Genomic DNA, 25,366 nt, shown 5'->3' with positions numbered 1-25,366 from the left:
GGGAGCGAGGAGACAACGGGATGGATGGCAGCCGCACCGCACTGGTGGAGGACCTGATGGAGAGGTTCCCGCACGTGCCACGGGAAGCCGTCTTCAAGGAGGACCTGCTCAGGGGCGGCGTGGCCTTCGACGCCTCCGCGCTGAGCGACAACGAGAAGGGCGAGGTCAAGCCGAAGTCGTACTTCATCTTCTCCTTCGACCACGGCACCCTCCCCGAGCTCGGCGAGGCCGCCCTGCGCCGCCCGCCGGAGGAGATCATCCTCACCGGCGGCCCGTACGACCTGCGGCGCACGGTCGTCTCCGTACGGGTCAACCCGTCCTCGCCCTACCGGGTGGCGTCCGACGAGGACGGCCTCCTCGGCCTGTACCTCGACGGCAAGCGCATTGCGGACGTCGGCGTCCCGCCCATGCCGGAGTACTACAAGCACACCCTCTCCAACGGAAAGTCCGTGATGGAGGTGGCCCCCACCATCCAGTGGGGCTACCTGATCTATCTCACCGTCTTCCGCGTCTGCCAGTACTTCGGCGCCAAGGAGGAGTGCCAGTACTGCGACATCAACCACAACTGGCGCCAGCACAAGGCGGCGGGCCGGCCGTACACGGGTGTGAAGGACGTCGACGAGGTCCTCGAAGCCCTGGAGATCATCGACCGGTACGACACGGCGAAGACGTCCACCGCGTACACGCTCACCGGCGGCGCCATCACCAAGACGGTCGCGGGCCGCGACGAGGCCGACTTCTACGGCCACTACGCCAAGGCCATCGAGGAGCGCTTCCCGGACCGCTGGATCGGGAAGGTCGTCGCGCAGGCGCTGCCGCTGGACGACGTCAAGCGTTTCCACGACTACGGCGTGAAGATCTACCACCCCAACTACGAGGTGTGGGACGAGTACCTGTTCAAGATGTACTGCCCCGGCAAGGAGCGGTACGTCGGCCGCGACGAGTGGCACAAGCGGATCCTGGACTCGGCCGGTGTCTTCGGCGCGCGCAACGTGATCCCCAACTTCGTGGCGGGCGTGGAGATGGCCGAGCCCTTCGGGTTCAAGACGGTCGACGAGGCGATCGCCTCGACCACCGAGGGTCTGCGTTTCTTCATGTCGCAGGGCATCACGCCCCGCTTCACCACGTGGTGCCCGGAGCCCACCACCCCGCTCGGCAAGGCCAACCCGCAGGGCGCGCCGCTGGAGTACCACATCCGGCTGCTGCAGGCCTACCGCGCCACGATGGACGAGTTCGGGCTGTCGTCGCCGCCCGGATACGGCCCGCCCGGACCCGGCCGTGCCGTCTTCTCCGTCAGCTCCTTCATGGACAGCCTCCCGGCCGTCGAGGAGGTTTCCGCCGAGTAACTACTGGTAATTCCTGAGGCGGTTGAGTCGATCGGGGACGGCGTGCGTACAACTCAACAGTGTGACCACTGGTAACCACGTTTGAAGACGTAGCTTGTCAGTTGTGTGGGAAGCGTGAAAAGCTCTGGGCCATCGCAAGGTGGTCCCCCCAACTCCCTTGGATTTAAAGGGCAGTTGACTACTTTTGCCCACTTCCCCCCTCGCTCTGTTGGATGCAGGAGACCCATGCCCGACCTGCCGAAGCCCCAGGACGCCGCCGAGGCCGCGCTGTTCTCGGAGTGCTGGGACGCGGTCCTGTCGTACGCCGACCTGTGCACGTCCGGGTCGGCCGCGGCGACCCAACTGGCCACCGAGGCCTTCACGAACGGCATGCACGAGGCACACGCCCTGGAGCACGAGGCGGGGGCCGACCGCGGTGCCGGTCGGCGTGCCCTGCGCCTGCCTCGAATACCGTTCCTCCTGACCTGGGTCAGGACCAGCGCCGCCGCCTGGGAGGCGGGCGGCCAGGGCCACCGGCTCGACCCCGAGCTGCGCCTCTGGCTCAACTCGGACAAGGCCGCCCGGTACACCGGCCCGCCGCTGTACCGGCCTCTCGCCCTGCGTGCCCTGCGGGACATGCAGGAACCAGACGCGGCCCTGCTGTGGCTCGCCGAGGTCGAGTCGCTGCCGCTGGGCTCGGTGGCCCGCCGGCTCGGCCTCGACCCGGCGGTCGCGAGCACCGAACTCGACCAGGTGCGGGCGCTGTTCCGGGACCGCTGCCACCGCGGTCAGCTCGACGCGCCCCTGCACGCCGACTGCCGCACCTACGCCCGGCTGCTGGACGCGGTCACCCGCTCGCCCGGCACCGACACCCCCGAGGACCTCTCCCGCCACCTCGCCACCTGCGTGCAGTGCGCCGAGGCCGCGGCCTGCCTCGGCCTGCACGGCGGCGGACTGCCCGCCGCCCTCGCCAACGGTGTGATCGGCTGGAGCGGACTCGCCTACCTGGAGCGCCGCCGCCGCGCTGCCGATGCCGGACTGCTCCCCGGGCGCGCGGACTCCACCGGCACCGACCGGGGACTCTCACCGGGCAGGGAGGCGAAGCCCCGGTTCAGCCGCAACGGGGTGCTCGTCGGAGCCGGCCTCGTATCCTTGCTGGCGCTCGCGGTCTCCCTCATGCCGTTCGGCGACGACGAGACCGTCGCCGAGGGCTCGTCCGCCCGGGACTCGTCGGTGGTGCAGCAGGACCCGAGGTTCCCGGTGACCGGCGCCCCGTCCGACGGCGGGTCGTCGGAGCTGCAGAGCACGTCGCGGCCCGGCGAGACCGGTTCCGGCGACACGGACGACGAGAAGGGCGAGGGCAAGGGCGGCGGCAACAGCAACGAGGAACCCCAGGGCGACGCCTCGACGCCCGCCCGGGTCACCCATCAGCCCGTGGACCCCGGCAAGTCCTCCGAGGCCACCTGCCACGTCCGCTACCAGGTCGTCAACGAATGGCCCGGCGGCTTCCAGGGCACCGTCACCGTCACCTCCACCGAGGCCCTCGACGGCTGGCACATCGCCTGGACCTACGCGGCCGACCAGCGCGTCACCCAGATGTGGGACGGCACCTTCGACCAGGAGGGCACCAAGGTCACCGCCACCTCCGCCGACTACAACAAGACCGTCGCCGCCGGCGGCACCTTCGGCGTCGGCTTCCTCGGAATCTGGGAGGGCTACGACAACCCCGCCCCCGTGGACTTCACGCTCAACGGGAAGAAGTGCGACCGGGCGGGCTGAGCGCGGAACGCGACGCACGAGGCACGGAACGCGGCGCGGAAATTCGATTGACGGGGGCCCACGGGCCCCCGCTAGGGTGAGATCACCGAGCACGGCGGCTGTTCCGGCCGCCGTCGCCACAACGAGTGAGACAGGAGGTGTCGACCGATGGCTGTCACTGCGATGGGCGCTACCCGCATCCAGGAATCCATCCAGTCCACCTCCGTGGCCGCCGGCTGACTTCTCTCTTCTCTCGCGTCCGCGGACGCCGCCGGGCCACCCCTGTGAAGGGTCACCCTTGTCTCTCTCCTCTTTCCCGGGCTCGTCCCTGTCGTCCTCCTCCTCCCACCCCCTCGTCCCGTACGGCTGGGACACCTCCTGGGCGGACGCCTTCGCCCCGTACGACGCCGAGGGCCTGATCGCCGGGCGGGTCGTGCGTGTCGACCGCGGGCAGTGCGACGTCGTCACCGCGGACGGTCCGCTGCGGGCCGACACGGCGTTCGTCACCCCCCACGACCCCATGCGGGTCGTCTGCACGGGCGACTGGGTCGCCGTGGAACCCGCGGGCGACCCCCGGTACGTCCGCACGTACCTGCCGCGCCGCAGCGCCTTCGTCCGCTCCACCTCCTCCAAGCGCGCCGAGGGACAGATCCTCGCCGCCAACGTCGACCACGCGGTCGTCGCGGTGTCGCTCGCCGTGGAACTCGACCTCGGCCGTGTCGAACGGTTCCTCGCGCTGGCCTGGGAGTCCGGGGCCCAGCCCGTGGTCGTGCTCACCAAGGCCGACCTCGTGCCGGACGCCGTCACACTGGGGCACCTCGTGCAGGACGTGGAGACCACCGCGCCCGGCGTTCCCGTGCTGACGGTCAGCTCCACCCACGGCGAGGGCCTCGACGTCCTAGCGGCGGTGATCTCCGGCGGCACCTCCGTGCTCCTCGGACAGTCCGGCGCCGGCAAGTCGACCCTCGCCAACGCCCTGCTCGGCGACGACGTCATGGACGTCCAGGCCACCCGCGACGTGGACGGCAAGGGACGGCACACCACGACCACCCGCAACCTGCTCGCCCTGCCCGGCGGCGGAGTCCTCATCGACACCCCCGGACTGCGCGGGGTCGGCCTCTGGGACGCCGAGACCGGGGTCGGGCAGGTCTTCGCCGAGATCGAGGAACTGGCCGCGGACTGCCGCTTCCACGACTGCGCGCACCTCGCCGAGCCCGGCTGCGCGGTCCTCGGCGCCGTCGAGTCCGGTGAACTGCCCGAGCGGCGGCTCGACAGCTACCGCAAGCTGCTCCGCGAGAATCAGCGCATCGTCGCCAAGAGCGACGCGCGGCTGCGGGCGGAGATCCGCAAGGAGTGGAAGCGGCGGGGTGCGCAGGGGCGCGCGGCGATGGAGGCGAAGAGGGGTGGGCACCGCTGATCTTCGGCCGCGGGTGAGTGGGGGCTGATCGCGCTGTTCCCCGCGCCCCCTTGGGCGCGGGGAACAGCGCCGTGTCCGAAATTCGCCAGCCCGGCGCGTGCGCGTCGTCGACACTTGAGGGCATGAAGGACGAAGACACCAGGTACGAGGCCGTGCGGAGCAGGGACGGCCGGTTCGACGGGGAGTTCTTCTTCGCCGTCGGGACGACCGGGATCTACTGCCGGCCGAGCTGCCCGGCGGTGACGCCGAAACGGGAGAACGTCCGCTTCTACGCGACCGCGGCCGCCGCGCAGGCCGCCGGATTCCGTGCCTGCCGACGCTGCCGGCCGGACGCCGTGCCCGGTTCGGCCGAGTGGAACGTGCGCGCGGACTCGGTGGGCCGCGCCATGCGGCTCATCGGGGACGGCGTCGTGGACCGGGAGGGCGTCGCCGGGCTGGCCGTGCGGCTGGGCTACAGCGCACGGCAGGTCCAGCGGCAGCTCACCGCCGAGGTCGGCGCCGGGCCCGTCGCCCTGGCCCGCGCCCAGCGGGCGCACACCGCCCGCGTCCTGCTGCGGACCACCACCCTCCCGGTCACCGAGATCGCCTTCGCGTCCGGCTTCGCCAGCGTGCGCCAGTTCAACGACACGATCAGGGCGGTCTACGCCATGACACCCAGCGCCCTGCGCGCCGGCGCACCCCGGAGGCCCGCCGGCCCGCGGACGGCCGGAATACCGCTCCGGCTCGCGTACCGGGGCCCGTACCAGTCCACCGCCCTCTTTGACGTCCTGGCCGCCGAAGCCGTCACCGGCGTCGAGGAGACGACCGGCGAACCAGGCCACCGCACGTACCGGCGCACCCTCCGTCTCCCGTACGGCACCGGGATCGCCGAGGTCGACGAACGACCGGGGGGCCGCCCCACCGGCCGTTCCGGCGGCTGGCTCGACGCCCGGCTCCATCTCACCGACCCCCGCGACCTCACCACCGCCGTGCAGCGGCTGCGGCGGCTGTTCGACCTGGACGCCGACCCGTACGCCGTGGACGAGCGCCTCGGCGAGGACCCCCGCCTCGCCCCGCTCGTCGCCGCCAGACCGGGGCTGCGCTCGCCGGGCACGGCCGACCCGGAGGAGTACGCCGTACGCGCGCTCGTGGGCCACGCCGATGCGGCACCGCTCGTACAGGCGTACGGCAAGCGGCTGGACGCCCCGCAGGGGACGCTGACGCACCTGTTCCCCGAACCCGCGGCACTGGCCGACGCGGGCGGTCCGCTCGGCGCCCTCGCCACCGCCCTCACCGACGGCACCTGCCGCCTCGACGTCGGCGCCGACCGGGACGCCGCCGCGACGGCCCTGCTCGCGCTGCCGGGCCTGGACGCCCGTACCGCCGCCGTGATCCGCACCCGCGCGCTCGGCGACCCCGACGTGGGACCCCCGGGCGAGACCGTGCCGGACACCTGGCGGCCCTGGCGGTCGTACGCCCTCAGACATCTTCGGACACAGGAACCGGGAGATCAGTCGTGAGCACCGAGCAGCGGACCTACTACACCGTCGTCGACAGTCCCGTCGGGCGACTCCTCCTCACCGCCGACGAGTCCGGCGCCCTCACCTCCCTCTCCGTACCGGAGCAGAAGGGCGGCAGGGTCCCGCTGCCGGGCTGGCTGCGCGACCCGGCCCCCTTCCGGGCGGCCGAGGAACAGCTCGCCGCCTACTTCGCCGGTGAGCGGAAGGAATTCCAGCTGGAGTTGCGCGGGGAAGGCACCGAGTTCCGGCGCCGGGTCTGGGCCGCGCTCGACGACGTCCCCTACGGCGCGACCATCACGTACGGGGCCGTCGCCGCCCGGATCGGCGCACCCCGCGCGGCCGTGCGGGCCGTGGGCGGCGCGATCGGCGCGAACCCCCTCCTCATCGTCCGCCCCTGCCACCGGGTGATCGGCTCGGACGGCACCCTCACCGGCTACGCCGGCGGCCTCGACCGCAAGCGTCTCCTCCTCGGTCTGGAGGGCGTGCCGGGCGTCGCGGGGCGGACGGGAATGTGACGACAGGCCCTGGCCGCGGCGGCCCGACCCGTCGCTGCCAGGATCAGCCGGTTCAGCCGCCGAACACCGTGCCCACCCACGCCCCCGTCACCACCAGGCAGGCGAAGAGCTCCGCCAGGACGCTCGAACCGCCCGAGCGCATCGCCGTACGGGTCGCGGCCCGCGCCGCGCCGGGGTGACCCAGGCGGAGCCGTTCGGAGAGGTAGATGCCGCCGACGAAACCGGGGATCGCGCCGAGCACGGGGACCAGGACGAAACCGAGGAAGGCCCCGGCCCCCGCGTACACGCCCATCCGGGGGGTCGCGCCGCTCTCCGCCAGGCGCCGGGGCGGCAGGCTCCAGCGGACCGCCCGGGACAGGAGCAGCACGGTGGTCGCGCCCACCAGCACCCACCACGCGATGGGCCGCGGGTCCTCCAGCGCCCACCACATGACCCCGGCCCAGACGAGCCAGGACCCCGGAATCCCGGGCACCAGCACTCCGCACAGGCCGAGCAGCAGTACGACCCCGACCAGCAGGAGTTCCCACGCTCCCATCTGCCCAGAGTGCCGGACCGCGGGAGAAGGCGCAGGCCAGTGCTGTCAGTCCCGGGTCACCCAGGCCCGCTCGTACGCGTGCCAGCCCAGCTGCAGCCGGGTCGTCACCCCGGCGAGCTCCATCAGGCGCTTCACCCGGCGCTGTACCGTCCGCAGGCCCAGCTCCAGCTGTTTGGCGACGCTCGCGTCGGTCATGCCGGCCAGCAGCAGGGAGAGGATCTCCAGATCGGTGTCGTCGGGAGCGTCCGGGACGTCCTCGGTGACCCGGCCGGAGCCCAGGCGCAGGGGGAGTGCCTGCCGCCAGACCGACTCGAACAGGCCCGACAGCAGCTCCAGCAGACCGCTCGCGTGGACGACGAGCGCGGCGGGCTCGGCGGTGTGCGTGGTGAGCGGGACCATGGCGAGCGTCCGGTCGGCGATGACGAGCTTCGTGGGCACCTCGTCCATGACCCGCACCCGCTCCTCCCGGTCCAGCGCGGCCGACAGCTCGGTGAGGCCGGCGTCCTCGTCCAGGACGGCCCGCTCCACCACCACGCGGTAACCGACGCCGCGACCGGTCGTCTGTTCCTCGGCGGGGTTGTTCTCCGGCCCCGAGACCGCGATGGGAGCGCCGGTGACCATCGCGCAGACCTCCTCCGTGGCCCCGAGCTGGAGTTGCAGGAAGCGCTGCGCTATGGCCGCCGAGCCGATCACCACCTCGACCAGGTCGTGCGCCGCGGGCTCGGCCGCGCTCGCCCGGTACTCCTCGGCGAGCAGGGCCGCCGTCAGTTCGGCCTTCTCCAGCTCGTGCCGCCGCTGGGTGAGCAGGGCGCCCAGGGCCACACCAGGGGGCGCGGCGACCCACCGGCCTGGGCGCGCGGACGACTGGGCGGCGAGACCGTGCCGCTCCAGTCGGCGCAGCGCGCGCTCGGTGTCGTGCTCCCCGAGCGTGAGCCGGCGCGCCAGGTCCGGTACGTCGGCGGCGCCCACGGACACCAGGGCCCGGTACGCCGACTCGTGGGTCTCGTCGAGACCGATCGCTCCCAGCATCCGGCGACCCCGCCCCTCACTCGCCGCGCCCCTTGGGCACACTTCCGCGTCGGCCCATCATCACCGCACCGCGCGTCCCGTCGGCAGGCGGGGTCCCACAGCGGAATCCCAACAACGTGCCGCACACTCGGGCCGACCGGCCGACCGGCCGACGCGCCCGCACCGCGCCCCGGTCCACCCGGCGCCGCCGGGCGGTTTCTCCTGTGGGGGGTGGCACCGCCCGGCGGTCCCGAACGCGAAGTGCTCCGAAGCGCGCGTGAAATGGTCCGCGGCGCGCTCCTGGACGCCGCACTCCCCTCCGGTTCCGGCATCCCCCGCATTTCCGTTTCCCCTATCCCCCTAATGTCCCCTGTCTCCCGCACTCCTCCCGGCTCCCTTGTCTCGCACCGGAGTTCGGCATGTAGTCCGACACGCCGACGGGCCGTCGGCTGCGCGGCCCGATTTTCCGGATGCCCCGTTTTCATACGGCTCCCGAGGTGGACAATTAGGGGCATGAGCCAGCAGGGGGAGAGGCCGACCGGTCACGAGGACGACTGGTGGCGGCAGTTGTACGACGACGCGAGCGGGGACACGGGCCCCTCGGTGGCGGCCGATTCCCTCGACGACCGCTTCGCCTCCGCGGCGAACACGGTCGGGGACGGGATGCCGGGTGAACCGGGTGAACCGGGTGAACCGGGTGCGTCGACGCCGACGGGTCCGGCGGACGCGTCGAGCGCCTCGGGTGCGCCGCCGAATGCGCGGGGAGCCTGGGGAGCGGTCCCGGGGACGTCGGGAGCCTGGGCGGCTGTGCCGGGCACGGCGGCTGCCAGAGGGGAGCCGGGAGGAGGGCCGAGCCGGACGGCCGGCTCGGGGAGTGGGCCGAGCGGGGGCGGTTCCGAAGGCCGGCCGGGCAGGGAGGGCGCCTCGGACACCGGGACGGCCCCGCCGGGCGTCCCTCGCACCGACACGTACGGCTCGAACCGCCCCCCGGGCGTCCTCTCGGACCGGGTGCCGCCTCAAGGCTCCCCCGGCGCGCCGTCGCACCGGGTGCCGCCCCAGGAGTCGCCGGGCGGCCTCGACGGGCGCGAAGGCCAAGGCCGACGCGATGCCCCGGGCGGGCGTGACGGCCGAGGCGGGCGTGACCTGAGCGGTCGGGACGCCCCGGCCTTCGGACCGGTCACCCCTCCCGACCCCGTACCCGCACCGCCCGCAGTCCCTCCGCGCCCTTCGTCGAGCCCTGCTGCCGCATCGCCGATGGATGCCGGCTCCCGCGGCTCGTCCGGGGCCGATGCCGTGCCGCCCACAGAACCTCCGCGTCCGCCGTCCGGTTCTGGGGGCGCGTCGTCTGTGGACGATGGCGGCTCACGTGGGCCGGCCGGTCCCGGTGCCGGGCCGTCCGATGTTCCGCCGCGACCTGCGTCGGTTTCCGGTCCCGACGGTGCTGCCGATGCCGGGCCTCGCCGGCCGTCCGGCACCGGCTCCGCTTCCTCTGTGGGACCCCGCTCCGCCTCGTCCGCGGAGCCCCTTTTGCGGGCGTCCTTCCCCTCCGTCCCGCGTCAGCCCCTCGACCCGTCGGCCTCCGTGCCCGTGCGGGACCCCCGGCTCGGTGGGCTCACTCCGCAGCCCGCGCCCTGGGAGCCGCCGTCGGTCCAGCCCTCGGGTCCCCTGACCTTCCCAGCCAGGCCCACACCACCGGGCTTCCGCGCGGCCATGCCATGGCGCCGGCCGCCCGCCCGGAGCCCCCAGCAGCCACAGCCTCAGCCGCCCATCCCTGCGCAGCCACCCTCCGGCCCCGGCGAAAGGCTCTCCCCGGCTCCCGAACCGGCCGACGCCCGGCCCTCCACCCAGCTCGACCTCCCCACCCCCCAGGCGGACGAGGTGTCGCTCGTCGGGGAGAGCGGGCGGGTGCGGGTCGAGTACGTGGGGTCCGGCCCGCCCACCTACGACGCGGAGCCGACCGCGTTGCCACCCGCGGACCCGGAGGACCTGGGGGACCTGGTGGCGGACACGGTGCTGGACGGCGCGCGCTACGGGGCGTGCACGCTGCGCGCCGCGTCGCTGCGCGGGGACTCCGCCCGCTACCGGGGCGAGCCGCGCCGCGACGCGCTTCTCACCGCCCGCTTCGGCCTCGGCGAACAGGCGCTCGTCCTGGTCGCCATGGCCACCGGTGCCCGGGCCACCCCGGGAGCCCACCGCGCGGCGGCCGAGGCGTGCCGTTGGATCGGCCGGGCCGTCGGGCTGAGCCATGTGCGGCTGGTGGAGGACATCCGGGCCGCCCGGCGAGGCGATCTGAAGTCGGGGCTGCACCGCCTCACCGACCGCAGCCTCGGCAAGCTCCGCGCCAGCGCCGTGGAACAGGGGCTCGACCCGGACGAGTACACGGCGAGCCTGCGCTGTCTGCTGCTTCCGGCCGACCCGGGGTGCCGTACACGCGTGTTCTTCGGGGTGGGCGCGGGTGGCCTGTTCCGGCTGCGGGGCGGCGAGTGGCAGGACATAGAGCCCCGGGTCGCCGACACGCCCGGGGCCCCGGTGGTCGGCTTCGGCTCGCTGCCGCACGAGACCCCCGACGGCGACCGCCTCACCATGGACCTCGGCATCACGACACCCCCGAGCCCGTACGAACCCGCTCCCGCCCCGCCCCGCGAACCCTTCCGCTTCCGCGCCTCCGTGGCCCGCGAGGACGACGTCCTGCTGCTGTGCACCGGCGGTCTGGCCGAACCGTTGCGCGGGGAGCCACCGCTCGCCGAGCATCTGGCGGCCCGCTGGACAGCCGCCGAGCCGCCCGGACTCGCCGCCTTCCTCGCCGACGCCCAGGTCAGGGTCAAGGGGTACACGGACGACCGTACGGCCGCCGCCGTGTGGGAGACCTGACGGTGTCCACCGGCGGGCCGGGAGGGGCGTCAATCAGCCGTGCCGGGCCGCGAGTTGGCCTGTACCAGCGCTCGATTCCGGCCAATCAACATCATCGAAGGGAATGGTCCGGCCCGGCCGGGGTATGCGGCGCTCCCACGCCAGTCGTGTCCCGCTGGCATCCGGCTGGATCGGCAGTCCCGCATGGGCAGTTGGGGTCCATGGGCGGGGTCGCGCCGGGTTGCCCGGAGAAGGGCGGGGCGACGGGTTCGTAGGGCTGTGCGGTGGTTTCACGAGACGGGAAGCGCTGTCACACGGTACCGGCAGCTGGCTTGACTCTGTGCGTTTGAAAGCGTACGGACGGTCGTTGACGATTCGACATGAGTGCCGCGATCCGGACGGGGCATGGATCCCCGTGTACGTGTTCGAGCAGGAGGGGATCAGTCATCGGGGCGTGGGCGGGGGTCATGAAGAGGCAGGCGCGAGGGGGCGGTCCCACGGCGGCAGGGGCCTTCTCGGCAGAGGTGGAGGAGACGGTCGGCGACGCGGCGGACAAGGCCGGCGCCGAACAGCTCAGGCACAGACTCGGGCGGGCCGACCTGAGGGCGGTGCCCGAGGCCCGCAGGGCACTGCGGGAACTGCTGCGGCAATGGGGGCGGCCGGGAAAATCGGAGATAGCGGAGCTGCTGACGAGCGAGCTGGTCACCAACGCGATCATCCACACCGACCATGACGCGGTGCTGACCGCGACCGTCTCGTCCGACGGACTGCACGTGGAGGTACGGGACTTCGTGGGACGCAGGCCTAGGCCGAGGGTGCCGCCCGCCGACGACAGCACGAACGGCCGCGGCCTTCTTCTCGTCCAGTCCCTCGCCGACGCCTGGGGCGTCCGGGCGCACGGGGTGGGCAAGGCGGTGTGGTTCGACCTCGACGGCGGGCTGACCTGACCCGACCTCGACATCGGACAGGGGCGCGGCTCGATGCCGCGCCCCTGTCCGATGTGTCGCTCGTACCGCGCATCCGGCTCAGCCGAACTGCTGCTCCAGGTCCTTGAGCTTGCGCTCCAGGGAGTCGAGCCGCGGCAGGGCCATGGTGTCGTCCTCCGCGGTGAGGTCGACCGTGATCGACTTGTCAGCGCCGTTGCGGACCGGCTGGAGGGAGGGACGCGTACGCACGGGCAGTTGCTCGGGCGTGGATATGGCGGAGTCCGAGGCCACCTGGGCCGCCGGGACACGCTCCACCGTGGTGTCGACCTGGCGTCCGCCACCGCCGCCACCGCCGCCGCCACGACCGGGCAGACCCCGGTGGCCCCGGCTGATCGCCTTGAGGTGGGCGCGCTCCAGACGCTCCTGCTCGCGCTTGCGCGTCCTGGTCTCTTCCTTGATCCGCTTGTCCTCGCGCACCTCGTCCACGGCCTCGTCGAGGCTGCGCACGCCCTCCAGGAGCATCAGCGACCACGCCCTGTACGTCTCACGCGGGGCCCGCAGCCAGCGCACGACACGGATCTGGGGCAGCGGACGCGGTACGAGGCCCTGCTCGCGCAGCGCGGCACGGCGGGTCTGCTTCAGCGCGCGGTCGAAGAGCACCGCGGCAGACAGGGACATGCCGGCGAAGAACTGCGGGGCGCCGTCGTGGCCGAGACCCCTGGGCGCGTGCACCCAGTTGAACCAGGCGGCCGCACCGGCGAACGTCCACACGAGTATGCGGGAACCGAGGGCGGCGTCACCGTGGCTGGCCTCGCGCACCGCGAGGACCGAGCAGAACATGGCGGCACCGTCCAGGCCGAACGGAACCAGGTACTGCCACCCGTCGGTCAGGCCCAGGTTCTGCTCACCGAAGCCGACCAGGCCGCGGAAGGAGAGCGCGGCGGCGACCGCGGCACAGCAGAAGAGGAGGATGTAGGAGGCGGTGCCGTAGAGGGCCTCCTTGCGCCGGCGGCGCTCCTCGCTGCGTTCCCACGAATCCTCTGTCTTGGCGTGCTCCCCGGAGCGCTTGCCGCGCGCGAGCACCGCAACCGCCGCCAGCATGCCCAGGAGCAGTACGGCGCCCGGAAGCAGCCAGTTCAGCGATATGTCGGTCAATCTCATCAGGGGTCCCTTGCATTGGGATAGGGCGTAACGCCCGCCATAGTGGCCCAATCCTCGCGGCCCTCAGGGGGTTTCGGGGCAAGAGACCGCCAAAGAAGTGCAATGAGTGACGCAAGGCGGCATTCTGCTCGAACTACCGCGCGAGGGACGGGAGTTGAGTGCGAGTGAGGTTACCCGTTCGAGTGGTTCCACGGAAAGTTCCTGCGACAAGTGAGGAATTTGTGAACCACCTGTAACCCAACGAGGCTCCCACCCGCAGTGAATCTTACGACACATGCCGCGGGCGATCGCCGGGGGGTGCCCGACGGGGCGCCGCCCGGCGGCGGTGAGGGGCCGTCAACCGGTGACGGCGGCCGCCAGTTTGGAGGTCCGCTCCGACTCGCAGGTGCGCGGGCAGGTGACGCAGGTGTCCTCCGGGGCCAGCGTGTAGAACATGCAGCAGCTCGCCCGGTCCCGGGTGGGCAGCGACTCGCCGCCCGGACCGGTCAGTTCACGGAAGCCCGCGGCGCCCACGTACGGCCGGGTCGCGCCGGGGAGCAGCAGTTCCAGCTCGCGGCGGCAGCGCTCCTGCTCGCCGGGGCCGAGGAGTTCGGCGACGTACCAGATGCCCTCGACGACCTCGTCGGTCGCCATGCCCCACAGCGCGCGCCCGCGCCGCCGCATCCGTGGACCGAAGCCGCCGAGGACCGGTTCTATGTGCGCGGCGAACGCGGCGCGCACCTCGGCCCGCAGTGCCTCCTCGTCCGCGACCACCCGGGCGCCGGGGTCACCGGCCGCCGGATCGTCCGGCAGGCAGCTGAACGTTTCACCGCGCACCACCAGCCGGCTCTGCTCGCGCTGGAACGCCACGTGCTCGGCGGGGAAGCGCGGCACCCGGCGCTGGAGGAACCAGGGGACCGTGAAGAGCAGGCATGCGTACCAGGAATAGCGGTGCAGTCCGAAGGCCGCCACCACGTCCGGGCGGCCCTTTCGGCCGTGGTCCCGGAGTATCTGGGCCTCGTCCCACGCCAGGAACGCGTCCAGCTCGGCTCCCGCCGCCGCGAGTCCGGCGGCGGAGACCCACCCCTCGCCCTCGGGCAATGGATCGGCGAGGGAGAGTTCTGTCACGCTGATCATGGGCAGGACCTCGGCGAGACGTGCGTACGCCGCCGCCACGGGCGACCTGCGTGAAGTGGGTGCCGGTGCCGGTGCTGACTGGGGCATACGGGGACCGCCGTTTCACCATCGCTGCCAAGTAAGGCTTACCTTACCCGAGGTGGTCGAGGTTTGAACTGAGGGCATGTGCGCCTATGGTGCTTTACGACCGGTAACAACCCGAGTAGTGACCTAACCGCCCCCATGTACCCCGTCGGCCGCACTGTTCGGCCCACCCGACACTCGACTCGGCTCGGAGGAGGACCCGTGGAGCAGGCCGGACCGCGCCCGCGCGAGGCCACGGCCGTGAGTGCGCCGGACCCCGCCGCCGCTCGTCCGGCGTCGGCCTATCGCGTGCCCGCGCAGCCCGGAGTCGCGGACGTCGACCGGGAGCGGGGCATCGCGGCGGACGGCACGGCGGCCGCGGTGCGCGGCGACAGCGGGCCCGGCGCCGACGCCGCCCGGGGAGAGCACACGCACAGCGAGGTCCCGATCCCGCTGCCGCGCGGCCAGGGGCGTCCGGTTGTCCAGCGGGCCTCCGTACGGGGGCAGATCCTCGACGCGCTGCGGGCCGCGCTCGCCGGCGGGGAGCTGAGGCCGGGTGAGGTCTACTCCGCGCCCGCACTGGGCGAGCGGTTCGGGGTCTCCGCGACCCCCGTGCGCGAGGCGATGCAGCAACTGGCCATCGAGGGCGCGGTCGAGGTCGTGCCCAACCGGGGCTTCCGGGTCGTACGGCGGGGCGCCCGGGAGCTGGCCGAACTGGCGGAGGTGCGCGCGCTGCTCCAAGTGCCGGTGATCATGCGGCTCGCGCGCACCGTGCCGGCGGACCGCTGGGGTGAACTACGGCCCCTCGCCGACGAGACGGCCCGAGCGGCGTCCTCCGGGTGCCGCGCGACGTACGGCGAGGCGGACCGGGCCTTCCACCGGGGGGTCCTGGGGCTGTCCGGCAACGAGCAGCTGCTGCAGATCACGGACGACCTCCACCGGCGTACGCAGCTGCCGTTGGGCGGCGGTCACGTGGGGGTCGCCGGGGGCGGTGGCCGGGTGGAGCTGATGGCGGACGCGGCGGAGCACATCGCGTTGCTGGACGCGTTGGTGGCACAGGACCTGGAAGCGGCGTGCTGTCTGGTGGAGAGGCATTTCGGGGTGGGGGGCTGAGGGGACGCCGGCGGGTGCGGGTGAGTGGGGGGCTTCTCGCGCAGTTCCCCGCGCCCCTAAGGGCCTACGGCCCTTCGGGCCGAAGAGCACGGGGCGCAGCGCCTGCTTTTCAGGGGCGCGGGGAACTGCGCGAGCAACCACGACGGACCGCACCCGACAACGCACCCACACACACCCCATGCCGGTCACGGCCCGTCACGCCGTCGCCGCCGGTGGTGGGGCCAACTGCCGTGCCAGCCACGTCGGTACACCCCCCAGCAGCCGGAACAACCGTCCCGCCTCCTCCCGCAGCCGTGACGCCTCCGGCTCCGTCTCGGTCTCGGCGAGGGAGACGAGCGCCGGGGCCGTACCCACGAGGTAACCCAACTCCTCCCGGATGCGCAGCGATTCGGCGAAACCGTGCCGCGCCTCGGCCAACTCCCCCTCCCGCAGCGCGAGTCCGGCGAGATGCCGCCAGGTGAAGGACTGCAGGAGCAGGTCGTCATGGGCGGTGGCACCCGCATGGGCCCGGCGATAGGCGGCGCGCGCGGCCTGCGGCGAGCGGGCGAGGTTCTCGGCGATGAGACCCCGCCGGAAGTCGAGCAGCGCCCGGCCGGGCGCGCCGGGGGCGATCAGGGCCGCCGCCCGGCCGAGTGCGGCCCGCGCCTCGTCGGAGCGGTCCCGGATCCCGAGCAGCGTGGCCGCGTACGCCAGTTGGCCGCGTTCGCAGGCCGCCGCGCCGCGCTCGTCGCCGGTGCGGGCCTGCGCCTCCGCCGTGCGCAGCGCGTCCTCGGCGTCCTCCCAGCCCTGCTCGGTGTAGAGGCAGCGCTCGACGAGCAGCGCGGTCCGCTGCAGGGACGCCCGTGGGCCGTCGGGTTCGATCAGGGCGGCGGCGTCGGCCCAGCAGGCGCGTGAGCGCAGCCGCCATACCGCGGTCTGGAGTGGATCGTCACCGGCTGTCGTTCCGTCACCAGACATGGCGGTATGCGCCACGTTGCCCTCCCCGAGCACGCCCTTGAGCTTTGAGTGGTGGCGGCATCTCAGCACGAATCCCGGGGCCCGGCCAAGGGGGTGGGTGAAGGAATTCACAAAGTCATGGGGCGCGGACGGCGCACTTCGATCTTCGTCCACCACCCCCTGGCCTCAACTCATGCGCAAGGCCAGGAAGAAGTCCAGTTTGTCCTCCAGGCGGGAGAGGTCCCGGCCCGTCAACTGCTCGATGCGGCCCACCCGGTACCGCAGCGTGTTGACGTGCAGATGGAGGCGCGTGGCGCAGCGCGTCCAGGAGCCGTCGCACTCCAGGAACGCCTCCAGGGTGGGGATCAGCTCGGCGCGGTGCCGCCGGTCGTAGTCGCGCAGCGGGTCGAGGAGCCGGGCCGTGAAGGCGCGTCGCACGTCGTCGGGGACGAAGGGGAGCAGCAACACGTGCGAGGCCAGTTCCTGGTGGCCGGCCGCGCACACCCGGCCGGAGCGGGCCGCCGCCACCCGGCGGGCGTGCCGGGCCTCCTCCAGGGCGCCGCGCAGCCCCTCGGCGGAGTGCACGGCCGCACTGACGCCGAGGGTGAGCCGTCCGTCGTCGTCGAGGCCGGCGCCCAGCGGGTTCCGTACGGCCGCGAGGAGGGCGTCGGCGTGGATGCCGGACTCGGAACCGTCGTGCTCGGAGGAGACCGCCGGGAGGGGGACGAGGGCGATGGCCTCCTCACCCGTATGGGCGACCGCGATGCGGTCGGAGGGCTCGGGGCCCGTGGACAGCGGGTCGACGAGGATCTCCTCCAGGAGCGCCTGGGTGACCGGGCCGCTGTCGACCTCGGCGCCCTCCCACTCCACCCGGGCCACGACGACCTGCCAGTGCGGCGCCGCCCCGAGACCGGGCAGCAGTACCGGCGCGGCCACCCGCAGCCGGGCCGCGATCTCGGCCGGGGCCGCCCCCGCCTGCACCAGCTCCAGGACCTCCTGGGCGAGCCGGCGCCGTACCGTACGGGCCGCGTCGCGGCGATCGCGCTCGACCGCGATCAGCTGGGTGACGCCGTGCAGCAGGTCGAGCCGTTCGGCGGGCCAGTCCCCGGCGTCGGCCTCGACCGCGAGGAGCCAGTCCGACAGCAGGGTCTCGCGCACGTCGTGGGCGCCGGAGCCCGTGCCCCGGCCCGTGCCGCTGATCGGGAAGAGCGAGTACGTGGTGGTGCCGACGGCCACGCGGTGCGGTCCGCGCCGCCCGGAACGCGTCGCCGCCAGATGCTCGGCGGACAGCCGCGCCCGCAGCTCGGCGGGGAGGGTGCCCCCGGCGTCCTCGGGGCCCGCCACGAGCCGCCCGGCGGGGGAGAGTACCCAGGCGCGCAGGTCCAGGTCGGAGCCGAGCAGGTCCAGGACCACGTCCGGGCCGCCGCCCGCCGGGCCCGAGGTCATCATCCGGCGGTGCCGGTCCACCACGGCCGCGAGGTCCCCGGCGCGCTCGCCGGAGACCTGCCGTACGACGTGTTCGGTGATGGTCGCGAAGGCGACCGACTCGTTGACCGCGAAGAGCGGCAGCCGGTGGCGAGCGCAGGCCACGACGAGGTCCTCGGGGACGTTGCCCAGCTCGGCCTCCCCGGCGGCCAGCGCGGCGACCCCGGCGCCGACCAGGATCCGGACGAAGGGCTCGGAGTCGGCGGCGTCGCGGCGCCAGGCGAGGCCCGTGAGCACCAGCTCGCCGCCGGAGAGATAGCGGCTGGGATCTCTGAGGTCGGTGGTCATCACACCGCGCACGGCGCGGTCCAGCTCGTCCTCGCCGCCGAGCAGCCTGAGGCCCAGCGCGTCGGTGTCCAGCAGTGCGCGCAGGCGCATTCTCGTCGCCGCCGTTCCTGTGTCGAGACCTGTCGGGAACAAGGATGTTTCCGGGGGAATACCAAGAGGTTGCAGAGGGCCTCTGTTCATACGAATCTACAAGATGTGGGCCCTGGCCAGCCAACTCCTTCAGAGATTCCGTGACTGACCGGGGTGGAGGAGGGCGCTGTGTACTGAGTTCCAGAACACATGAACAGCACATGAACGAGCCGGGCCCGCCGCACACGATCTGGCTCAAACAGAACGACTCGAGACGAAGAAGAGAGCCGGTCAGATGGACTTCCTTCGCCCCGCCAGCTGGGAGGAGGCGCTCGCCGCGAAGGCCGAGCACCCCACGGCTGTGCCGATCGCCGGCGGCACCGACGTCATGGTCGAGATCAACTTCGACCACCGTCGGCCCGAGTATCTGCTCGACCTGAACCGCATCGGCGAACTCTCCGAATGGGAGGTCGGCGAGGGGACGGTGCGCCTCGGCGCGTCCGTCCCGTACACCCGGATCATGGAGGACCTCCGTACCGAGCTGCCCGGCCTCGCCCTGGCCTCGCACACGGTCGCCTCCCCGCAGATCCGCAACCGCGGCGGCGTCGGCGGCAACCTCGGCACCGCCTCCCCGGCCGGCGACGCCCACCCGGCCCTCCTCGCGGCGGGAGCCCAGGTAGAGGCCGAGTCCGTACGGGGCACACGGCTCATCCCCATCGACGACTTCTACACCGGCGTCAAGCGCAACGCCCTCGCGCCGGACGAGCTGATCCGCGCGGTGCACATCGACAAGGCGGACGGGCCCCAGCAGTACTCGAAGGTCGGCACCCGCAACGCCATGGTCATCGCCGTGTGCGCCTTCGGGCTCGCCCTGCATCCGTCGTCGCGCACCGTCCGTACCGGCATCGGCTCGGCCGCGCCGACCCCCGTCCGGGCCCGGGCCGCCGAGGAGTTCCTGAACGCGGCCCTCGACGAGGGCGGTTTCTGGGACAACGGCCGGATCATCACCCCGTCGGTCGCCAAGCAGTTCGCGGACCTGTGCGCCGGCGCCTGCAACCCGATCGACGACGTACGCGGCACCGCGAGCTACCGCCGCCACGCGGTCGGTGTCATGGCCCGCCGCACGCTCATGTGGACCTGGGAGTCGTACCGCGGCACCGCCCGCGCCACGGAGGGAGTCGCGTAATGCGCGTCAGTTTCACGGTCAACGGCCGTCCGCAGGAAGCCGACGACGTGTGGGAGGGCGAGTCCCTGCTGTACGTGCTGCGGGAGCGGATGGGGCTGCCGGGCTCCAAGAACGCCTGTGAGCAGGGCGAGTGCGGGTCCTGCACGGTCCGCCTCGACGGCGTCCCGGTGTGTTCGTGCCTGGTGGCCGCCGGACAGGTCGAGGGCCGCGAGGTCGTCACGGTCGAGGGGCTCGCGGACTTCGCCAAGCAGCGGGCCGCGCACGGTGGTTGCGCGTCCGGCGCGTGCGGTACGCCCGCCACGGGAGGGACCCCGCTCGACGAGGCCAAGCGGTGGGCGGCCCAGGGGCAGGACTCGCACACCGGAGAAGGCACCGGCGAATCCCCGCGTGTGACGCTCTCTCCGATCCAGCAGGCGTTCATCGACGCCGGAGCCGTCCAGTGCGGCTTCTGCACACCGGGTCTGCTGGTCGCGGCCGACGAGATGCTGGAACGCCACCCGAACCCGAGCGACGCGGACATCCGCGAGGCGCTCTCGGGCAACCTGTGCCGTTGCACCGGCTACGAGAAGATCATGGACGCGGTCCGCCTCGCGGCCGCCCGGCAGTCCGAAGGGGTCTGATCATGGGAACCACCGGCCTGCCCACCCACCTCACCCAGGGCTCCCGCACCAGGGGCGGCATCGGCGAGTCCACGCTCCGCCCGGACGGCACCCTCAAGGTCACCGGCGAGTTCGCGTACTCCTCCGACATGTGGCACGAGGACATGCTCTGGGGCCAGATCCTGCGCTCCACGGTCGCCCACGCCGAGATCCTCTCCATCGACACGGCCGAGGCGCTGGCCACCCCCGGCGTCCACGCCGTGATGACCTACGACGACCTTCCCACCGACGTCAGGAACTACGGCCTGGAGATCCAGGACACCCCGGTCCTCGCCCACGGCAAGGTCCGCCACCACGGCGAGCCCGTCGCGATCGTCGCCGCCGACCACCCGGAGACCGCGCGCCGCGCCGCCGCCAAGATCAAGGTGGAGTACCGCGAACTGCCGGTCATCACCGACGAGGCCTCCGCAACCGCGCCGGACGCCGTCCTCGTCCACGAGGGCCGCGACGACCACCACGTCGCGCATGTCGCGCACCCGAACATCGTCCACCGCCAGCCGATCATCCGCGGCGACGTGGCGGCGGCCCGCGAGCGCGCCGACGTGATCGTCGAGGGCGAGTACGTCTTCGGCATGCAGGACCAGGCATTCCTCGGCCCCGAGTCAGGCCTCGCCGTGCCCGCCGAGGACGGCGGTGTCGACCTCTACATCGCCACCCAGTGGCTCCACTCCGACCTGCGCCAGATCGCGCCCGTGCTCGGCCTGCCCGAGGACAAGGTCCGCATGACCCTGGCCGGCGTCGGCGGCGCCTTCGGCGGCCGCGAGGACCTGTCGATGCAGATCCACGCCTGCCTGCTGGCCCTGCGCACCGGCAAACCGGTCAAGATCGTCTACAACCGCTTCGAGTCCTTCTTCGGGCACGTCCACCGCCACCCCGCGAAGCTGCACTACGAGCACGGGGCCACGCGCGACGGCAGGCTCACCCACCTCAAGGCCCGCATCGTCCTCGACGGCGGCGCCTACGCCTCCGCCTCCCCGGCCGTCGTCGGCAACGCGGCCTCCCTCGGCGCCGGCCCGTACGTCATCGAGGACGTCGACATCGAGGCCCTCGCCCTCTACACCAACAACCCGCCCTGCGGCGCGATGCGCGGCTTCGGCGCGGTCCAGGCGTGCTTCGCCTACGAGGCACAGATGGACAAGCTGGCGGCGGAGCTCGGCATGGACCCGGTGGAGTTCCGGCAGATCAACGCCATGGAGCAGGGCACCGCCCTGCCGACCGGCCAGGTCGTCGACTCCCCGGCCCCGGTCGCCGAACTCCTGCGCCGCGTCAAGGCGATGCCCCTGCCGCCCGAGCAGCAGTGGCTCACGGCGGGCGAGGCGGCGGACGTACGACAGCTGCCGGGCGGCCTGTCCAACACCACGCACGGCGAGGGCGTCGTCCGGGGCGTCGGCTACGCGGTCGGCATCAAGAACGTCGGCTTCTCCGAGGGCTTCGACGACTACTCGACCGCGCGGGTCCGGATGGAGGTCGTCGGCGGTGAACCCGTCGCCACCGTCCACACGGCCATGGCGGAGGTCGGCCAGGGCGGCATCACCGTACACGCGCAGATCGCCCGCACGGAGCTGGGCGTCACCCAGGTGACGATCAACCCGGCGGACACCCAGGTGGGTTCGGCCGGATCGACCTCCGCGTCCCGCCAGACGTACGTCACGGGCGGCGCCGTCCGGAACAGCTGCGAGCTGGTGCGGGAGAAGGTATTGGAGCTGGGGCGCCGCAAGTTCGGTACGTACCACCCCGCGTGGGCGACGGCCGAGTTGCTGCTGGAGGGCGGCAAGGTCGTCACCGATGCAGGCGAGGTCCTGGCCGACCTGGTGGACGTCCTCGGGGACGAGGCCGTCGAGGTCGAGGCGGAGTGGCGGCACCGGCCGACCGAACCGTTCGACCTGCGCACCGGGGAGGGCTTCGGGCACGTCCAGTACTCCTTCGCCGCGCACCGCGCCGTCGTCGAGGTCGACACCGAGCTGGGCATGGTCAAGGTCGTCGAACTGGCCTGCGCGCAGGACGTCGGCAAGGCGCTCAACCCGCTCTCCGTGGTGGGCCAGATCCAGGGCGGCACGACCCAGGGGCTGGGCATCGCGGTCATGGAGGAGATCGTCGTCGACCCGAAGACCGCGAAGGTGCGCAACCCCTCCTTCACGGACTACCTCATCCCCACGATCCTCGACACGCCGACCATCCCCGTCGACGTGCTCGAACTCGCCGACGACCACGCGCCGTACGGGCTGCGTGGGGTGGGCGAGGCGCCGACCCTGTCGTCGACTCCGGCCGTGCTCGCGGCGATTCGCTCCGCGACGGGGCTGGAGCTGAACAGGACGCCGGTACGGCCGGAGCATCTGACCGGCACGGCGTAGGGGCCGCCGGGCGCCTACGAGCTCGGGGGTGCGGGATCTTTGGCGACCGCTGGTCCGGTGGGGGCTGGTCGCGCAGTTCCCCGCGCCCCTGAAAAAGCAGGGGCTGCGCCCGTGCTTTTTCAACGGCCCGCAGGGGCCGTTGCTCTTAGGGGCGCGGGGAACTGCGCGAGAAGCCCCCACCGGACCAGCACCCGACAACGCACCCCACAAGCACACCCACCACGTTCGTCTCGGGCCGTCCCCCGCGTCGGGCGCACCTTCCCAAATCCCGCCGAAGCCCAGTGCAACGGCCGGGTGTCCCTGTGAACCTTGGGAGAACGCCCCCATGACCCAGCAGTCGCTCAAGCCGAGGACGGCCCCCGACGGCACCCCCGACCCGCCCGGCCGGTCCCGCCTCGACCGGTACTTCCACATCACCCACCGAGGATCCACGCTCGCCCGAGAGGTCCGCGGCGGCGTCACCACCTTCATGGCGATGGCGTACATCCTCCTGCTCAACCCGCTCATCCTCTCCGGCCCGGACGCCGCCGGCGCCACCCTCGGCCAGAAGGCCCTGATCACGGCGACCGCGCTCGCCGCGGCCGTCAGCACGCTCCTCATGGGCGTCGTCGGCCGGGTCCCGCTCGCGCTCGCCGCCGGCCTCTCCGTCTCCGGCGTCATCGCCTCGCAGGTCGCCCCGCAGATGACCTGGCCGCAGGCGATGGGCATGTGTGTGATGTACGGAGTGGTCATCATGCTTCTGGTCGTCACCGGCCTCCGCGAGATGATCATGAACGCCATCCCGCTGGCCCTGAAGCACGCGATCACCATGGGGATCGGTCTGTTCGTCGCGCTGATCGGGTTCTACAAGGCCGGATTCGTGCACCAGGGCAAGGCGACCCCGGTCAGCCTCGGCCCCACCGGCGAACTCGCCGGCTGGCCCGTCCTCCTCTTCGCGGTCACCCTTCTCACGATCTTCATGCTCCAGGCCCGGGGCGTCCCCGGCGCGATCCTGCTCGGGATCGTCGGCGGGACGGTCGTAGCCGTGCTCCTCAACGCCCTCGACGTCATCGACCCGAAGCAATGGGCGGGCGGCGCACCCGAGTTGCACGGCAGCGCGGTCTCGATGCCGGACTTCTCGCTCTTCGGGCACGTCGAGTTCGGCGGCTGGGGCGACGTCGGCGCGATGACGGTCGGCATGATCGTCTTCACGCTCGTCCTCGCCGGGTTCTTCGACGCGATGGCCACCATCATCGGCGTCGGCACGGAGGCGGGGCTCGCCGACGACAAGGGCCGGATGCCCGGACTGTCCAAGGCGCTGTTCATCGACGGTGCGGGCGGCGCGATCGGCGGTGTGGCCGGCGGCTCCGGTCAGACGGTGTTCGTCGAGTCGGCGACCGGGGTCGGCGAGGGCGCCCGCACGGGCCTCTCCTCCGTCGTCACCGGCCTGTTCTTCGCGGCCTGTCTGTTCTTCACCCCGCTCACGGCGATCGTGCCCGGCGAGGTCGCCGCGGCCGCGCTCGTCGTCATCGGCGCCATGATGATGACGAACGCCCGGCACGTCGACTGGTCCGACCGCGCCACCGCGATCCCGGTCTTCCTGACCGTCGTGATCATGCCGTTCACGTACTCCATCACCGCGGGCGTCGCCGCCGGCGTCGTCTCCTACGTCGCCATCAAGCTCGCCCAGGGCCGGGCGAGGGAGATCGGCGCGTTCATGTGGGGCCTGACGGCGGTGTTCGTCGTCTTCTTCGCCCTCGACCCGATCGAGAGCTGGCTGGGCGTGCACTAGGGGGCCGGGCCTCGCGGCCCCCCGCCGAGTACCGTCCGCGCAACCGTTGCCTGTGAGGAGACCGAGAGATGCTGGACATCGCCGAAGAGCTGTACCGGTGGGTCGGGCAGGGGCGTGACTTCGCCGTGGCCACCGTGGTGGCCGTCGGCGGCAGCGCCCCCCGGCAGCCGGGCGCCGCCCTCGCGGTGGACGCCGACGGCACGGCGATCGGCTCGGTCTCCGGCGGCTGCGTCGAGGGCGCCGTCTACGACCTGTGCCGCCAGGCGCTGGAGGACGGCGAACCCGTCCTCGAACGCTTCGGCTACAGCGACGAGGACGCCTTCGCCGTCGGTCTCACCTGTGGCGGGATCATCGACATCCTGGTGACACCGGTGCGGGCCGGCGACCCCGTCCGCCCGGTGGCCGGCGCCGCGCTCGCCTCGGCGGCGGGCGGGGAGGCGGCGGCCCTCGCCCGGATCGTCTCCGGCCCGGCGGAACTGCGGGGCCGGGCGCTGCTGGTCCGCCCGGACGGCTCGTACGACGGCGGGTACGGGGCCCACCCCGAACTGGACCGTACGGTCGCCGCCGAGGCCCGCGCCCTCCTGGATGCCGGCCGCACCGGCACCCTGGAGATCGGAGAGCAGGGCTCACGCTGCGGAGCGCCGCTCACGATCCTGGTCGAGTCCTCGGTCCCGCCGCCCCGGATGATCGTCTTCGGTGCGATCGACTTCGCGTCGGCGCTCGTCCGGATCGGCAAGTTCCTCGGCTGCCACGTGACCGTCTGCGACGCCCGGCCCGTCTTCGCCACCCACACCCGCTTCCCCGAGGCGGACGAGATCGTCGTCGACTGGCCCCACAGGTACCTGGAGCGCACCTCCGTCGACGCCCGCACGGTCCTCTGCGTCCTCACCCACGACGCCAAGTTCGACGTCCCGCTCCTGCGCCTCGCCCTGCGGCTCCCCGTCGCCTACGTCGGCGCCATGGGCTCCCGCCGCACCCACCTCGACCGCAACCAACGCCTCCGCGAAGTCGGCGTCACCGAGCTGGAGTTGGCCCGGCTCAGGTCCCCGATCGGGCTCGACCTCGGCGCACGCACGCCGGAGGAGACGGCCCTGTCGATCGCCGCCGAGATCGTCGCCGACCGGCGGGGCGGCAGCGGCGTCTCCCTGACCGGCGCGCACACCCCGATCCACCACGACACCCCACGCGCCCTCACGGAACTGCCGAGCCTCCGCGTCTCCTGACCCCGGCCGGCGTCTCCTGACTCCGACCCGTGCCGCCGACTTGACCCCCGGGACGACAGGCCCGACCGTTGCGAAGGGACAACAGCACGACGGGGGCGGACAGTTGACCACG

The 25,366-nt window shown here is 72.7% G+C and carries 19 protein-coding genes; 13 read left to right on the top strand and 6 right to left on the bottom strand.

Features of this window, described 5'->3' with window-relative positions; all coding sequences use genetic code 11:
- Positions 1 to 20 precede the first annotated feature (20 nt).
- From P8T65_RS09830 to P8T65_RS09810, 5 genes are all read left to right on the top strand, one after another.
- Complete coding sequence (locus tag P8T65_RS09830) at positions 21 to 1,346, top strand: radical SAM protein (RefSeq protein WP_184900824.1); 1,326 nt, start codon at positions 21 to 23, stop codon at positions 1,344 to 1,346.
- Between the two features lie 225 nt (positions 1,347 to 1,571).
- Complete coding sequence (locus tag P8T65_RS09825) at positions 1,572 to 3,104, top strand: cellulose-binding domain-containing protein (protein WP_316725049.1); 1,533 nt, start codon at positions 1,572 to 1,574, stop codon at positions 3,102 to 3,104.
- A gap of 277 nt (positions 3,105 to 3,381) precedes the next feature.
- A complete protein-coding gene (gene rsgA, locus P8T65_RS09820) occupies positions 3,382 to 4,500 on the top strand; it encodes a ribosome small subunit-dependent GTPase A (protein ID WP_316725048.1) in 1,119 nt (372 codons plus the stop codon).
- 122 nt (positions 4,501 to 4,622) lie between these two features.
- Entirely contained in the window at positions 4,623 to 5,999 is a 1,377-nt protein-coding gene (locus tag P8T65_RS09815; RefSeq protein WP_316725047.1) for an AlkA N-terminal domain-containing protein, read from the top strand.
- Positions 5,996 to 6,514, top strand: coding sequence for a methylated-DNA--[protein]-cysteine S-methyltransferase (locus P8T65_RS09810; RefSeq protein WP_316725046.1), 519 nt, complete (start codon positions 5,996 to 5,998; stop codon positions 6,512 to 6,514). The genes P8T65_RS09815 and P8T65_RS09810 overlap by 4 nt, the downstream gene beginning before the upstream one ends.
- A gap of 52 nt (positions 6,515 to 6,566) precedes the next feature.
- Here P8T65_RS09810 and P8T65_RS09805 read toward each other — a convergent pair whose 3' ends face one another.
- Positions 6,567 to 7,049, bottom strand: coding sequence for a DUF456 domain-containing protein (locus tag P8T65_RS09805; protein WP_316725045.1), 483 nt, complete (start codon positions 7,047 to 7,049; stop codon positions 6,567 to 6,569).
- Between the two features lie 45 nt (positions 7,050 to 7,094).
- Positions 7,095 to 8,078: a helix-turn-helix domain-containing protein gene (locus P8T65_RS09800; protein ID WP_316725044.1), complete on the bottom strand. Its 984-nt coding sequence runs from the start codon at positions 8,076 to 8,078 to the stop codon at positions 7,095 to 7,097.
- 492 nt (positions 8,079 to 8,570) lie between these two features.
- On the opposite strand from P8T65_RS09800, the gene P8T65_RS47230 reads away from it, so the two are divergent.
- Entirely contained in the window at positions 8,571 to 10,928 is a 2,358-nt protein-coding gene (locus P8T65_RS47230; protein WP_399098636.1) for a protein phosphatase 2C domain-containing protein, read from the top strand.
- A 446-nt stretch (positions 10,929 to 11,374) separates the two neighbouring features.
- Positions 11,375 to 11,854 carry an ATP-binding protein gene (locus tag P8T65_RS09785; protein ID WP_316725042.1) on the top strand — a complete coding sequence of 160 codons (480 nt, stop codon included), beginning with the start codon at positions 11,375 to 11,377 and terminating at the stop codon, positions 11,852 to 11,854.
- A 78-nt stretch (positions 11,855 to 11,932) separates the two neighbouring features.
- Here P8T65_RS09785 and P8T65_RS09780 read toward each other — a convergent pair whose 3' ends face one another.
- Both P8T65_RS09780 and P8T65_RS09775 read right to left on the bottom strand, forming a co-directional pair.
- The gene (locus P8T65_RS09780; protein ID WP_230213338.1) at positions 11,933 to 12,994 is read right to left on the bottom strand and encodes a DUF2637 domain-containing protein; all 1,062 of its coding nucleotides are present in this window, start codon (positions 12,992 to 12,994) and stop codon (positions 11,933 to 11,935) included.
- A 336-nt stretch (positions 12,995 to 13,330) separates the two neighbouring features.
- The gene (locus P8T65_RS09775) at positions 13,331 to 14,197 is read right to left on the bottom strand and encodes a (2Fe-2S)-binding protein (RefSeq protein ID WP_316725041.1); all 867 of its coding nucleotides are present in this window, start codon (positions 14,195 to 14,197) and stop codon (positions 13,331 to 13,333) included.
- A 198-nt stretch (positions 14,198 to 14,395) separates the two neighbouring features.
- On the opposite strand from P8T65_RS09775, the gene P8T65_RS09770 reads away from it, so the two are divergent.
- Entirely contained in the window at positions 14,396 to 15,286 is an 891-nt protein-coding gene (locus P8T65_RS09770) for a GntR family transcriptional regulator (protein WP_316725040.1), read from the top strand.
- A gap of 195 nt (positions 15,287 to 15,481) precedes the next feature.
- Here the strand turns inward: P8T65_RS09770 and P8T65_RS09765 are convergent, their stop codons facing one another.
- Together P8T65_RS09765 and P8T65_RS09760 are read right to left on the bottom strand one after the other, a co-directional pair.
- Positions 15,482 to 16,258, bottom strand: coding sequence for a hypothetical protein (locus P8T65_RS09765; RefSeq protein WP_316725039.1), 777 nt, complete (start codon positions 16,256 to 16,258; stop codon positions 15,482 to 15,484).
- Positions 16,259 to 16,408: 150 nt separating this feature from the next.
- A complete protein-coding gene (locus tag P8T65_RS09760; RefSeq protein WP_316725038.1) occupies positions 16,409 to 18,085 on the bottom strand; it encodes a PucR family transcriptional regulator ligand-binding domain-containing protein in 1,677 nt (558 codons plus the stop codon).
- Positions 18,086 to 18,359: 274 nt separating this feature from the next.
- Here P8T65_RS09760 and P8T65_RS09755 point away from each other — a divergent pair, with 274 nt between their 5' ends.
- From P8T65_RS09755 to P8T65_RS09735, 5 genes are all read left to right on the top strand, one after another.
- Positions 18,360 to 19,250 carry a xanthine dehydrogenase family protein subunit M gene (locus P8T65_RS09755; RefSeq protein ID WP_316725037.1) on the top strand — a complete coding sequence of 297 codons (891 nt, stop codon included), beginning with the start codon at positions 18,360 to 18,362 and terminating at the stop codon, positions 19,248 to 19,250.
- A complete protein-coding gene (locus tag P8T65_RS09750; protein WP_316725036.1) occupies positions 19,250 to 19,870 on the top strand; it encodes a 2Fe-2S iron-sulfur cluster-binding protein in 621 nt (206 codons plus the stop codon). Before P8T65_RS09755 ends, P8T65_RS09750 begins: the two co-directional genes overlap by 1 nt.
- A 2-nt stretch (positions 19,871 to 19,872) precedes the next feature.
- Positions 19,873 to 22,260 carry a molybdopterin cofactor-binding domain-containing protein gene (locus P8T65_RS09745; RefSeq protein ID WP_316725035.1) on the top strand — a complete coding sequence of 796 codons (2,388 nt, stop codon included), beginning with the start codon at positions 19,873 to 19,875 and terminating at the stop codon, positions 22,258 to 22,260.
- A 325-nt stretch (positions 22,261 to 22,585) separates the two neighbouring features.
- A complete protein-coding gene (locus P8T65_RS09740) occupies positions 22,586 to 24,031 on the top strand; it encodes an NCS2 family permease (protein ID WP_316725034.1) in 1,446 nt (481 codons plus the stop codon).
- A gap of 68 nt (positions 24,032 to 24,099) precedes the next feature.
- Complete coding sequence (locus P8T65_RS09735) at positions 24,100 to 25,254, top strand: XdhC/CoxI family protein (protein WP_316725033.1); 1,155 nt, start codon at positions 24,100 to 24,102, stop codon at positions 25,252 to 25,254.
- Positions 25,255 to 25,366 lie beyond the last annotated feature (112 nt).

Origin of the sequence: Streptomyces sp. 11x1, from assembly GCF_032598905.1 — a bacterium.
Classification (GTDB): Bacteria; Actinomycetota; Actinomycetes; order Streptomycetales; family Streptomycetaceae; genus Streptomyces.
This window is presented reverse-complemented; position numbering and strand designations above follow the sequence as displayed.

Coding starts and splice junctions, on each gene's coding strand:
- P8T65_RS09830 (WP_184900824.1), top strand. CDS start 21: ATGGATGGCAGCCGCACCGCACTGGTGGAGGACCTGATGGAGAGGTTC.
- P8T65_RS09825 (WP_316725049.1), top strand. CDS start 1,572: ATGCCCGACCTGCCGAAGCCCCAGGACGCCGCCGAGGCCGCGCTGTTC.
- P8T65_RS09815 (WP_316725047.1), top strand. CDS start 4,623: ATGAAGGACGAAGACACCAGGTACGAGGCCGTGCGGAGCAGGGACGGC.
- P8T65_RS09805 (WP_316725045.1), bottom strand. CDS start 7,049: ATGGGAGCGTGGGAACTCCTGCTGGTCGGGGTCGTACTGCTGCTCGGC.
- P8T65_RS09800 (WP_316725044.1), bottom strand. CDS start 8,078: ATGCTGGGAGCGATCGGTCTCGACGAGACCCACGAGTCGGCGTACCGG.
- P8T65_RS47230 (WP_399098636.1), top strand. CDS start 8,571: ATGAGCCAGCAGGGGGAGAGGCCGACCGGTCACGAGGACGACTGGTGG.
- P8T65_RS09785 (WP_316725042.1), top strand. CDS start 11,375: ATGAAGAGGCAGGCGCGAGGGGGCGGTCCCACGGCGGCAGGGGCCTTC.
- P8T65_RS09780 (WP_230213338.1), bottom strand. CDS start 12,994: ATGAGATTGACCGACATATCGCTGAACTGGCTGCTTCCGGGCGCCGTA.
- P8T65_RS09775 (WP_316725041.1), bottom strand. CDS start 14,197: ATGCCCCAGTCAGCACCGGCACCGGCACCCACTTCACGCAGGTCGCCC.
- P8T65_RS09760 (WP_316725038.1), bottom strand. CDS start 18,085: ATGCGCCTGCGCGCACTGCTGGACACCGACGCGCTGGGCCTCAGGCTG.
- P8T65_RS09755 (WP_316725037.1), top strand. CDS start 18,360: ATGGACTTCCTTCGCCCCGCCAGCTGGGAGGAGGCGCTCGCCGCGAAG.
- P8T65_RS09750 (WP_316725036.1), top strand. CDS start 19,250: ATGCGCGTCAGTTTCACGGTCAACGGCCGTCCGCAGGAAGCCGACGAC.
- P8T65_RS09745 (WP_316725035.1), top strand. CDS start 19,873: ATGGGAACCACCGGCCTGCCCACCCACCTCACCCAGGGCTCCCGCACC.
- P8T65_RS09740 (WP_316725034.1), top strand. CDS start 22,586: ATGACCCAGCAGTCGCTCAAGCCGAGGACGGCCCCCGACGGCACCCCC.
- P8T65_RS09735 (WP_316725033.1), top strand. CDS start 24,100: ATGCTGGACATCGCCGAAGAGCTGTACCGGTGGGTCGGGCAGGGGCGT.